Below are 11,587 nucleotides of genomic sequence, written 5' to 3'. Positions count from 1 at the left end.
ACCACATCCCCCGAACCCCCACCACCACCTGGGACGACGCCGAACGCCGGCTGCCGCCCTCACGATGAGCGCACCAGCGAAGAGCCGATCTCGGTCATCCGACCGCCCGAAGAGCAGCTCCCGGCGGAACGGTGAGCCACGCAGTCGATTCGGACTCCCACCCATGCAACACCGTGGGCCGTCCTTTCACCTCGGACTCCACGCCGGCGGTGTGGACGAGCCCTCGGGCCCTGAGCCGCACAGCGTCGAAGACCTCCGCAACACGGCTCCAATGGACATTGATCTTCCCGTCCGAGGTGCACGCCGGAAACCCACGAACCAGTTCCAGGTAGTCCGGTAGCGAGTCGATCGTGTAAGCCTCGACTTCGTCTGCCCGGAAATGCAGCTCGTAGCAATCCCTCTTGCTCCCCCTCGCCACCTTCGGCTCACCCCAGGACCACGCCGGCGCACCGTCGGGAAGGAACGAGGAAGTCCACAGCGCCCCGTGCGGCTTGGCGGCCATCCGGCCAGTCCTCGGGCTCCCAGAGATCCACCACCTGGAGCTCAGGACCCGATGCGTACCTCGTCTGAGGATGAGGGATCGCCCCCTTCGCGAACCACCCCGAATTCAACCGAGACTCGACCCGCGACAACAAGTCCGAAGATACGAGCTCTTCGTCCCCACCACCGCATCGGTCAGAACTCGTCGCCGACTCGCTGAACACGACCTCCGCGCAGAGCTCAGCATCATTGATGCTGTCGACCTCGCGCAGATCGTCAGCAAAACGCTCGCAGAGCGCCCGCAGCAGAGGAGGAACACAGCTCATGCGATGACCATACCCCACCATTGGGCGCCCTGCGATGCACTTCTCTCGGGACTCAAATTTACCTGGGAACTTCGGCATCATTCTGATTGATAGGCTGCACCAAGGTCAGTCGACACACATGAAAGGTGTCCCCCGAATAGATATCCTGCCCTGAGCCGAAATTGTCAGCACGAATGCGCTCCGGACCATACGTGTAACTGCCGGAATAGATTCCGGCGCGGATCTTCAGTGCGTGTCGATCAATATTTATTGAGACACTCCCACTAAAACAGGCCCATGGCTGCGACGGGGGGATCAGCCCCTCCCCGTTGCAGTAACCAAACGTACCGGGGGCTCCGCATTCAACCTCGACGACCGACTCCGGAACAGCATCGGAATTCGCCACAGCAGTCGAGCTTAGAACGAGAACCCCAGAACAGACTGCAGATATGCCTGCAGCCATCCCGATTCGTCCAGCAATCCTCAAGCCGCACATTGTCATGAAACCCAGCTCTTCAATCTGATGGGATTCACGTCACGGGCAGTTTGCAATGCTTCCAGAGCGGCCCAGAAAGGACTCAAAACGACGGTCGTTCTGATCCACCACAAGATAGTCCGCGTGAGCCCCCATGGATAAACCGCTCTGGCACTGATCCCAGGCAGCAGGAGCCGAGGTAAACCGGCCTGCACCGGAGGTGTCCTTGTTCTCCCCGGGCGCGCCAGCCGCCTCAGCGATCCCATCCGAAGTAAATCGGAAAAGTTGAGAATTGACCCCAGGTCCTTCTTGGGCGTCTCGCAGCGAATACGCGCACCCGAGTCCGTCGTACCTGGAACATGCCCCGATGCATGAGGATTGTCGAGGATTACTCCGCAGTCGGTCCCAGGAAGAGCTTCCTTGATCGTGACGCCGGAAGCTTGCGCCACACCACAGCCGAGCAGAATTACTCCGCAGGCATCGACCGCCACGTCCCGAAGTGTCCCGCATCGACCGGCGGAGGTTGGTAGAACTCCTCGCATGGCCGCTTGGAACGCCGACGCACTTGGGGTGCTGGCACTGCCGTCGGGACGCCTGGTCCGGGGACGCGGGTTGCGCAGACCGCTCCCCGACGGCCCGCGCCCGGAGTTCGCGCTGCACCTGCTGGGCCGCCGCCCCGCCCCGGTCGACTGGGAGGCCCGCTGGGTGCGCTGGCCGGACTTCCTGCTCCCCGCCGACCGCGCCGACGCCGCCGACGCGCTTCGCGAGGCCTGGCGCCGAGCCACCGGTGAACGCGTCGAACTCGCCTGCGGCGGCGGTCGCGGCCGCACCGGGACGGCGCTGGCCTGCCTCGCCGTCCTCGACGGCGTCCCGCCCGGTGAAGCCGTGGCCTTCGTCCGCGCCCACTACCACCCCGGCGCGGTCGAAACGCCCTGGCAGCGGCGCTACGTCCGCGGTTTCCGAGCCTGACGCAGGGACTTTCGACCGGTCCCCCGACTCCCGGACGCGACTGACACTGGTGTCCTCGACGGGGTGCCCACCCGGCACTTCGCGGTGAGATGCCAGGGAGCGGACACCATGCGAATGCTCATCAGGATCAGGCCGGACCTCCGTCTGGCCAACAGCACCATCGCCGACGGCTCGATGAAGGAGGCGATGGAACGGGCTCACGAACAGCTCAAGCCCGAGGCCTCCTACTTCCTGCCGCAGGACGGCCAGCGCACCGCCCTGTTCATCTGCGACATCGCCGATGAGTCCCAGCTCGTGGCGTTGCTCGACCCGTTCTTCTCCAACCTGGAGGCGAAGATCGACGTCTTTCCCGTGATGAACTTCGACGACCTCCGCGCCGGTTTGGACCAGCTCTCCCGGGGCTGAACCCACCTCTGCCCAGGTCAAGAGTCCGTCCCGAATCCGCCTGGGGTTCGCCAGGACGTCATCTGTGCTCCATAGCGTCAGTCCGGTTTTTCCCGAAACTGACCGAACAGGTGGAGCATGACCTCGAACTCCTTCCGCCCCAACCGCCGCCAGGTGCTGCTGGCCGGTTCGGCCGCCATCGGCGTTGCGGCGCTGGGCACCTCCGGGCTGGCCGGTGCCACCGGTGCCGGTACCGGCCGGATCCGCGAGCCGTTCCAGCTGGGCGTCGCCTCCGGTGACCCGCTGCCGGACGGCGTGGTGCTGTGGACCCGATTAGCCCCCGAGCCGCTGACCGAGGACGGTTTCGGCGGCATGCCCGACCAGGTCGTGCCGGTGCAGTGGCAGGTCGCGACCGACGAGCGGTTCACCGACGTCGTCGCCGAAGGCACCGAGCAGGCCGAGCGCGCCTCGGCGCACTCCGTGCACGCCGAGGTCTCGGGCCTGCGGCCGGGCGCCGAGTACTTCTACCGCTTCCGCGCAGGCAGCGAGCTCAGCCCGGTCGGCCGCACCAAGACCGCCCCGGCGCCGGTCGCGAACCTCGACAAGTTCTCCTTCGCCTTCGCCAGCTGCCAGAACTACGTCGCCGGGCAGTACACCGCCTACCAGCACATGGCCGACGAGGACCTGGACCTGGTGGCCTTCCTCGGCGACTACATCTACGAGGGCGGCGACGCGGGCTCGATCGGGCGTCCGCACGTGCCCGCGCACGAGATCATGAACCTCGCCGACTACCGGACCAGGCTCGGCCAGTACAAGGCGGACCCGTTCCTGCAGGCAGCGCACGCCGCGTTCCCGTGGGCCGTGGTCTTCGACGACCACGAGGTGGAGAACAACTGGGCGGGCGACCTCTCCCAGCCCGACACCGAACCCGACCAGGACCCGGCGGTGTTCCGCGAACGCCGCGCGCAGGCGTTCCAGGCCTACTACGAGCACATGCCGCTGCGGCGCGCGCAGCGGCCGTCCGGGCCGGACATCCGCATCCACCGCCGCTTGACCTTCGGCGACCTGGTCGACGTGCACCTGCTGGACACCCGGCAGTACCGCGACGACCAGGAGGTCCCGCCGGAGCAGGTCGCCGACCCGGAGCGCACCCTCCTCGGCGCCGAGCAGCGGAAGTGGTTGCTGGAGAACCTCTCCGGCCAGACCGCGCGCTGGAACGTGCTGGCGCAGCAGGTGTTCTTCAGCCAGCGCGACTTCACCGCAGGCGATGCCGACTCGTTCAGCAACGACGCGTGGGACAACTACCCGGCCGAGCGCACCCTGCTCCGCGACCGCATGGCCGGCGTCTCGAACCCGGTGGTCATCACCGGTGACGTGCACGCCAACTACGCCGTCGACATCAAGGCCGACTTCGAGGACCCGGCTTCGGCGACGGTCGGCGTGGAGCTGGTGGGCACCTCGATCACCTCGGGCGGCAACGGCTCCGACCAGAACCCGAGCGATTCGGTGCAGCTGCAGGAGAACCCGCACATCAAGTTCATCAACCGCAAGCGCGGCTACGTCCGCAACACCATCACCCACGACTCCTGGACCGCCGACTACCGCGTCGTCGACCAGGTCACCGCCCCCGGCGGTTCCGTCTCGGACCGCGCCACCTTCACCATCCAGGCCGGCAAGCCGGGCCTGATCCAGGGCTGACCGGTGCGACCGTGGAGGGTCGGGGCCGCCCGACCCTCCACAGTGGAACGCCCCGGCCCCGGGGCCAACGCGCGACCAACACCGGATGAAGACCCGCTACCAGCGAACATCGCGGGCCTTCCGCAGCGCGGGGGCCGGCGGGCGTTGGGTACTGTGGAGCCGATTCAACGGCGAGCTCGTAGGACGTGACATGACGAACGCGCGGCGGAAGCTGATCTTGGTTCGGCACGCGAAGTCCGCGCACCCGGACGGTGTGGAGGACTTCGAGCGGCCGCTGGCCGAGCGCGGCCGACGCGACGCTCCCGCGGTCGGTCGCTGGTTGCGGGACAACGCCTACGCGATCGAGGCCGTGCGCTGCTCACCGGCCCTGCGCACCCGCCAGACCTGGGAACTCGCCGGGGCGCACATCCCGGCCGGACCGCAGGTCAGCTTCGACGAGCGCATCTACGACGCCACCGCGCACCAGCTGCTCTCGATCGTGCGCGAGATGCCGGTGAACGCGATGACGACCGCGATCATCGGGCACAACCCGGGACTGGAAGACCTGGTCCACCTGCTCACCGGCGAGTCCGTCGAGCTCAAGACCTCGGCGGTGGCCCTGCTCAGCAGCGAACGCGCCTGGGCCGACGCCGACGAGTCCTGGACCTGCGCGTCCACCTTCGCCAAGCCTCGCGGCTGACCCCGGCGTCCGGATCGCCACAAGCACCCTGCCCAGCGATGCCACGGTGTCAAGGCGCACACCGGGCCTCGTGCGTCCGGCGTTCTAGACTCCGCCCATGGTCGACATCACTGGTGAGCCGTTCTTCCGCCCCGACGGGAACCTGCTGGTCCCGGCCCCGCACGCGAGCAGCCCGTGGTCGCCGCAGATGATGCACGGGCGGTTGTTCGGCGGTCTGCTCGCGCGGTCGCTGGAGCTCGAGCACGGCGCGGAGGACTTCCAGTTCGCCCGGCTGACGGTCGACCTGTTCCGCAGCGCCCAGCTCGAACCGGTGCGCGTCGAGACGCAGCGGGTCCGCGACGGACGCCGCATCCGGGTCGCCGACGCCACGATCTACTCGGGCGAGAAGGCGGTTGCCCGGGGCAGCGCCGTCCTGCTCCGCCGAGGCGAGCAGCCCCAGGGCGAGGTTCCCGCCACCCCGCCGTGGTCGATGCCCACGCCCGCCGAACTCGGCCCTCCCCCGGCCTCCGCGGGCCAGTGGGAGCCGCCGTTCGACATCTGGATGCTCGACGAATCCGGCGCTCCGACCGACTGGTCCAACGCGGGCGCCCGCCGGGCCTGGCTCCGCGACACCCACGACCTGGTCGAGGGCGAGACCATGACCCCGTTCGTCCGCACCGCCACCGCCGCGGACTTCGCCAGCCCGCTGGCCAACATGCCCAAGGGCGGCGCGCTGGGCTTCATCAACGCCGACTACACGCTCACCCTCAGCCGGACGCCGTCCTCACCCGAGATCGGCATGGAGGCCACCGGCCACCTCAGCCAGGACGGCGTGGCCACGGCGTCCACGACGTTCCAGGACGCCGAAGGCCCGTTCGGCTACTGCAACGTCACAGCGGTGGCGACCCCGCCCATGGCCTGACCTCGGCGTTCAGGGGTGAGCGCTCCGGCGGAGCGCTCACCCCTGGGCCATGGATCAGCGCTGGTCCAACTCGCCCGACTTGATCTTCCGCGAGAAGGCCGCCCACTCGTCGCTGCCGACGGCCAGGATCGGGCTCCGGTCCCCCAACTTGCTGTCGCGAACCAGACGACCACCCGCAACAGCAGCGGTCTCAACGCATTGCGCTTTCCCAGAGCTGTAGCTGCTCTTGGTCCACCGAACCTCGTTCTCCGGAACGTGGTTTGCCATCGAACTCGCCCCTCTCGATTGCACTAACCCATCTGTTCAGCCGCCTCGACGAGGAAATCACGCGATTCCACCGGTCCCAGAGCGGCAGCCTGCAAGCGGTCCCACAAGACGGCGTGACTCGACACGGATTCTTGGGCGTCGAGGTACTGCGCGTCATCGTGGGACTCGACGTACACGAAGTCCAGAGTCGAGCCGAACCCAGGAGCGGGGATGTCGAGCAGGGTGAAGCGGTAGGCGATGTGCCCGGCGTTGCTCCGGGCGTTGAAGGGCAAGACCTGGATCTGGACGTTGCGCAGCCGTGTCATCTCGATGAGGTGGTGCAGTTGCTCGCGCATCACCTCAGGCCCGCCGACCTGACGGCGCACGCATGATTCCGAGAGCACGAACGAAATCCGGGGCGGATCTTGCCTGGTGAGCAGTTCCTGCCGCTCGCATCGAGCCAGGATGATGGTCTCGATGTCATCTTCCGGATCGAGCATGTGCCCGTCCTCGAACAGCGACCGGATGTAGTTCTCCGTTTGGAGGAGGCCGGGGATGACTTCGACCTCGACCGATTTGAGGGCTGCGGCGTCTCGTTCGAGGTCGACGAACAGGCGGAACCAGTCCGGGTAGACGGCGCGGTAGCCGGCCCACCGCCCTCGCTGGTTCTGGCCGCGCGCGAGGTCGAGCAGGATTTCGGCGTGGTCGGTTTCGGCACCGTAGAGCTCGCTGAGCAGTTTCACGTCGCCGGCCTGGATGCTGCTCTGCGCCAGCTCGATCCGGCTGATCTTGCTGGTCCGGCAGCCCAGGTGGCGTGCGGCCTTGTCGGGGTCGATCCCGGCCTGCTCCCGCAATCGCTTGAGCTCGTGGGACAGCAGCAGTCGACGAACGGTCGGGGTCGTGGCCATCGGGAAGGTGCCTCCGCGGTGTGAACGGGTCGTGATCAGTATCGATCGCCGCGCGCCCCGAGAAGATCCCCCTTTCGAGCGAAACAATATTAGGAATCCTACATTCAATGCTCCGCCTGCCGATGTTCCTGGCAGCTCGGTCGGTGGCGCCCTCCTCCCCGACTCGGCGCCGCCGACCGAGCCCTCATCTCACGAGAAGGGACAGCGCGGTGTCTTCCGAAGCACGAACCCAGCGCCACTACTGGCTGCCGATCCCCGCCCCCGATGGCAGCGGAGGCACCCGCCACGCCTTCCGGGGCCACCGCTGGCTGGGAACCCCGACCGAAACGGCCATCTGCGAACGGGGAACACCCATGGCACGACCGTCCGAAATGGACTGGATCTGCTTCCCCACCTGCCGCACCTGCGACGAGACCCTCAAGGGCGAACAACCGTGAGAGCCGGTTCGGGATGACCGGATCGTGCTGTCGGGTGGCGGGATCGTGCCTTCTGCCGAGGCGAGTTCCGGCAGAGGATCGTGGCGTGAACAGAGCGCTTCTCGTCATCGACGTCCAGGAGTCCTTCCAGCGGTTGCCGTTGTGGCGGACCATGTCCCATCCCGATATCGCCGAGTCGGTTTCGCGACTCGCCGACCACGCCCGAGCCGAAGGGGACCTCGTGGTGTGGATGCTGCACAGCGAGCCCGGTTCGGGCGGGGTGTTCGACCCGGTCAACGGGCACCTGCGGCTGCTGGGCGGGCTCACCCCCGACGAAGGTGAGCCGACCGTGGTCAAGACCTCGCACAACGCCTTCACCAGCACGAATCTGGATCAGACGCTCACGCACCGGGGCGTCCGGGAGCTCGCCGTGTGCGGCATCCGGACCGAGCAGTGCTGCGAGACGACCGCCCGGATCGGCTCCGATCTGGGCTACGACGTCTCGTTCGTCATCGACGCGACGTCGACCAACCCGATCGCGCACCGGGACGCTCCCGCCGACCGCGGCGTAGAGGATCTGCTGGCCGATCCGCGGACTCTGCGCACCGAGGAGATCATCGCGCGCACCGAGTACGCGCTGGCCGGCCGGTTCGCCTCGATCCGGACGGTCGCCGAGGTGACCGGAGTACGCTGACCGGATCGTGAGCCGTGTCGTCTTCCTGCTGCTGCCGAGACTGCACCTGCTGGACCTCGCGGGCCCGGCGCAGGTGTTCTCGACCGCTGCCGAACTCGGGCGCGACTACGAGCTCAGCTACGTCGCCCAGCACGACGAGGTGATCAGCGCGCAGGGCCTCCCCCTGCGCGCTGACACCGCATGGCCCGAGCTCACCGCCGACGACCTCGTGCTGGTCCCCGGCTCGCGCGTGCCCGAACCACCGCGCTGGCCCCGGCTGCACTCGGCGACCGCGCAGAAGCTGCGCTCCCACCACGCGGCGGGCGGCACGATCGCCAGTGTCTGCTCGGGCGCGGACATCTTGGGCCAGGCGAAACTCCTCGACGGCCGCCGGTGCACCACCCACCACGACCTGCAGGACGAGCTCGCGCGCCGCTACCCGGCGACCTCGGTGGTGCGCGACGTGCTGTTCGTGTCCGACCGGCGGGTCGTGACCTCGGCCGGCATCGCCAGCGGCATCGACCTCGCGCTCCACCTGCTGGCGGACGAGCACGGTCCCGGCGAGGCGGCGCGGGTGGCCCGGGCGATGGTCGTCTACGCGCGCCGCAACGGCGACGAGCAGCAGGCCAGCGCGATGCTGCGGCACCGCGCGCACCTCGACGACGCCGTGCACCGGGTCCAGGACATCATCGACGCCCGCTTCACCGACCCCCTGCCGCTGAGCGAACTCGCCGCCACCGTCGGCGTCAGCGAACGCACCCTCACCCGCTCGTTCACCCAGGCCACCGGACTGACACCGCTGCGCTACCAGCAGATCCTGCGCTTGGAGCGGGCCGATCACCTGCTCGGCCGGGGTGCCACCGCCGAGTCCGCCGCGCGGGCCGTCGGGCTCGCCGACGCGCGCATGCTGCGCCGCATCCGCACCCGCGAGGCCACCGCGCGGAGTTGAGCCGCGCGATCGGACCCTTGACTTGTGGACATACACATAACCATTATCTGTATGACTGTCGCTTGGTGATGGTGGTCCGAAGACGTACCCGCACACGAGGAAAGGGCAGGTCAGCGGTGCACGAGAAGCCTCTCACGAACTCCGTGCACGTGGTGCAGGGCGAACGGGTGCACATGCCCGTCGACGTGCGCGCGGCCACCGGCATCACCGCGCAGTTCCTGGTCCCCGCCGGGCCCGCGCGCGACACCCTCGCCGCCGCAGGACTCGAACCGGTCACCCCGATCCCGGGACGGGTTCCCGCGACCTTGGGGTTCATCCACTACCTCGACTGCGACCTGGGCGAATACCACGAGTTCCTGGTGGCGCTGATGTGCAGGCAGCCCGGCGTGCGCGGATCGACCGGCGTCTTCATCCACTGGCTGCCGGTCGACCAGACCTTCACCTGCGAGGCGGGGCAGAACATCTGGGGATTCCCCAAGGAGATCTCCACCATCGACGTCAGCACCCGCGGCAAGCGCACCCGCTGCGAGGTGCGGCTGGAGGACCGTCCCGTCGTCGCGCTGGAGTTCGGGCGCGGCGTACCCGCTCCCTCCGCGATGGGCGCGATGACCCTCGACGCCTACACCCACCGCGACGGCGTCCTGCGGCGAACCCCGTGGACGATGCGCGCCGGCGGCACCCGGATGCGCCCCGCAGGCGCGCGGGTGGAACTCGGCGATCACCCGATCAGCGACGACCTGCGGCGACTCGGATTTCCGCGAAAGGCCCTGTTCACCAACCACATCGGCGAGCTGACGATGCGGTTCGCCGACGCAACACCCATTTCCAGCCGTTCGTGACCACGCGAACCGGAGCAGTCAACGGCGACCACTGGAGAAGTTGGACGAAAATGAGCGATGCCGATTACATCGTCGTGGGCGCGGGCAGCGCCGGATCCGTCGTGGCCGGCAGGCTGGCCGAGCGCGGGGCGAACGTGCTCCTGCTGGAGGCCGGGCGCAAGGACGACCTCCCCACCGTCACCGTGCCCGGCATGATCTCCGTGCTGCACGTCGTGCCGCAGCTGAAGAAGCAGGTGACCTGGAAGCAGTACTCGACCCCGCAGAAGCACGCCCACGAACGCGAGATCCCGATGACCCGGGGCAAGGTCCTGGGCGGGTCGAGCTCGGTCAACGGCATGCTCTTCGTGCGCGGCAACAAGGACAACTACGACTCGTGGGCCGCCGAGGGCTGCGAGGGCTGGAGCTACCAGGACGTCTTACCCGCCTTCAAGCGCCTGGAGAACTGGGAGGAGGGCGCCAGCGACGTGCGCGGCGCGGGCGGCCCCATCGAGGTCACGCGGCAGAAGGACATCACACCGGCCGGAGAGCAGTTCATGGCCGCAGCGCAGGAAACCCTCGGCGTGCCGCGGATCGACGACTACAACGGCGAGTCCCAGGAAGGCGTGAGCGTCTTCCAGCAGAGCGCGAGCAAGGGCCGCCGCTACAGCTCCTCGCGCGGCTACCTGACCAACCGCGAGCTGCCGTCGCTGCGCGTGCGCACCCACGTGCACGTCGCACGCGTCATCATCGAGAACGGCCGCGCCACCGGCGTGGAGATCATCGACACCAAGAGCGGCCGGAAGGAGACGCTGCGCGCCTCCAGCGGCGTCGTGGTCTCGGCAGGCGTGGTCGGATCGCCGCAGCTCCTGATGCTCTCCGGTGTCGGCCCGGCCGGTCACCTCAAGGAGAAGGGCATCGAGGTCAAGGCCGACCTGCCGGTGGGCCAGAACCTGCACGACCACCTGTTCGTGCCCATGACGTTCGTGACCAAGAAGGCCCTGCACCGCTCCACCGCGACCTACATGGCCTCCGGGATGCTCAAGGAAGCCCTGGGCAAGCGCGGTGAGTCCTGGCTCGGCAGAACGCTCTTCGAGACCGTCGGTTTCGTCAAGACCTCACGCGCCAAGGGCGACGTGCCGGACATGCAGATCCACACGATCCCGTGGAGCTACCCGACGCCCAACCAGGACGAGGACAAGCTCTACCGGACCGACACTCGTCCTGCGATCACGATCTTCCCGACGCTGATCTACCCGCAGAGCCGCGGCGAGGTCCGGCTGGCCTCGACCGATCCGACGGCCTCGCCGGTGATCGACCCCGGTTATCTCAGCGAACCGGCCGACACCGAGTTCCTCATCGAGGCGATGGGCATGATCCGGGAGATCATGGCGAACAAGACCATCGCCGCGGACGTCACCGAGGAGCTCAGCCCCGGCCCGAAGTACTTCGACGAGACCGCGCTGTTGCGCGAGCTGCCGACCCGGATCCACTCCGTCTACCACCCGGTCGGCACCTGCCGCATGGGCGTGGACGAGCGCGCGGTCGTCGACCCCCAACTGCGCGTCCGAGGCGTCGACGGCCTCTGGGTGGCCGACGCCTCGATCATGCCCAGCATCACCGGAGGCAACACCAACGCCCCCTCGTACATGATCGGCGAAATGTGCGCCTCCCTCATCTGACCCGACC

Annotated in this window: 13 protein-coding genes; 10 read left to right on the top strand and 3 right to left on the bottom strand. The window is 68.0% G+C overall.

The features are described from left to right. Window positions 1–94 precede the first annotated feature (94 nt). Window positions 95–502: a hypothetical protein gene (locus tag E1202_RS30120; RefSeq protein ID WP_132686701.1), complete on the bottom strand. Its 408-nt coding sequence runs from the start codon at window positions 500–502 to the stop codon at window positions 95–97. Window positions 503–1,800: 1,298 nt separating this feature from the next. Between E1202_RS30120 and E1202_RS30115 the strand changes: the two genes are divergently transcribed. From E1202_RS30115 to E1202_RS30095, 5 genes are all read left to right on the top strand, one after another. Further along, window positions 1,801–2,229: a phosphatase domain-containing protein gene (locus tag E1202_RS30115; protein WP_132686700.1), complete on the top strand. Its 429-nt coding sequence runs from the start codon at window positions 1,801–1,803 to the stop codon at window positions 2,227–2,229. Between the two features lie 108 nt (window positions 2,230–2,337). Then, the gene (locus E1202_RS30110) at window positions 2,338–2,634 is read left to right on the top strand and encodes a DUF3303 family protein (RefSeq protein WP_132686699.1); all 297 of its coding nucleotides are present in this window, start codon (window positions 2,338–2,340) and stop codon (window positions 2,632–2,634) included. 117 nt (window positions 2,635–2,751) lie between these two features. Continuing rightward, entirely contained in the window at window positions 2,752–4,311 is a 1,560-nt protein-coding gene (locus tag E1202_RS30105; protein WP_132686698.1) for an alkaline phosphatase D family protein, read from the top strand. A gap of 190 nt (window positions 4,312–4,501) precedes the next feature. Further along, complete coding sequence (locus tag E1202_RS30100; RefSeq protein WP_207919001.1) at window positions 4,502–4,990, top strand: SixA phosphatase family protein; 489 nt, start codon at window positions 4,502–4,504, stop codon at window positions 4,988–4,990. Window positions 4,991–5,087: 97 nt separating this feature from the next. After that, entirely contained in the window at window positions 5,088–5,891 is an 804-nt protein-coding gene (locus E1202_RS30095) for an acyl-CoA thioesterase domain-containing protein (protein ID WP_132686697.1), read from the top strand. 54 nt (window positions 5,892–5,945) lie between these two features. On the opposite strand, the gene E1202_RS30090 is transcribed toward E1202_RS30095, so the two are convergent. Beyond that, the gene (locus E1202_RS30090; protein WP_132686696.1) at window positions 5,946–6,158 is read right to left on the bottom strand and encodes a DUF397 domain-containing protein; all 213 of its coding nucleotides are present in this window, start codon (window positions 6,156–6,158) and stop codon (window positions 5,946–5,948) included. Window positions 6,159–6,181: 23 nt separating this feature from the next. Beyond that, window positions 6,182–7,045 (bottom strand): helix-turn-helix domain-containing protein, encoded by an 864-nt coding sequence (locus E1202_RS30085; RefSeq protein WP_132686695.1) that lies wholly within the window; start codon window positions 7,043–7,045, stop codon window positions 6,182–6,184. 209 nt (window positions 7,046–7,254) lie between these two features. On the opposite strand from E1202_RS30085, the gene E1202_RS30080 reads away from it, so the two are divergent. From E1202_RS30080 to E1202_RS30060, 5 genes are all read left to right on the top strand, one after another. After that, window positions 7,255–7,482: a hypothetical protein gene (locus E1202_RS30080; RefSeq protein WP_235879110.1), complete on the top strand. Its 228-nt coding sequence runs from the start codon at window positions 7,255–7,257 to the stop codon at window positions 7,480–7,482. Window positions 7,483–7,567: 85 nt separating this feature from the next. Beyond that, complete coding sequence (locus tag E1202_RS30075; protein WP_132686694.1) at window positions 7,568–8,155, top strand: cysteine hydrolase family protein; 588 nt, start codon at window positions 7,568–7,570, stop codon at window positions 8,153–8,155. 7 nt (window positions 8,156–8,162) lie between these two features. Further along, window positions 8,163–9,083 (top strand): GlxA family transcriptional regulator, encoded by a 921-nt coding sequence (locus E1202_RS30070; protein WP_132686693.1) that lies wholly within the window; start codon window positions 8,163–8,165, stop codon window positions 9,081–9,083. 116 nt (window positions 9,084–9,199) lie between these two features. After that, window positions 9,200–9,922, top strand: a complete 723-nt coding sequence (locus E1202_RS30065) for an acetoacetate decarboxylase family protein (protein WP_235879109.1) — start codon at window positions 9,200–9,202, stop codon at window positions 9,920–9,922. A gap of 50 nt (window positions 9,923–9,972) precedes the next feature. Next, on the top strand, window positions 9,973–11,580 hold the full coding sequence (locus E1202_RS30060; protein ID WP_132686692.1) for a GMC family oxidoreductase: 1,608 nt from the start codon (window positions 9,973–9,975) through the stop codon (window positions 11,578–11,580). Window positions 11,581–11,587 lie beyond the last annotated feature (7 nt).

Source organism: Saccharopolyspora karakumensis, assembly GCF_004349225.1.
Taxonomy (GTDB): domain Bacteria; phylum Actinomycetota; class Actinomycetes; order Mycobacteriales; family Pseudonocardiaceae; genus Saccharopolyspora; species Saccharopolyspora endophytica.
Note: the sequence above shows the minus strand (reverse complement) of the source record. Positions and strands in the feature narration are given on the sequence as shown.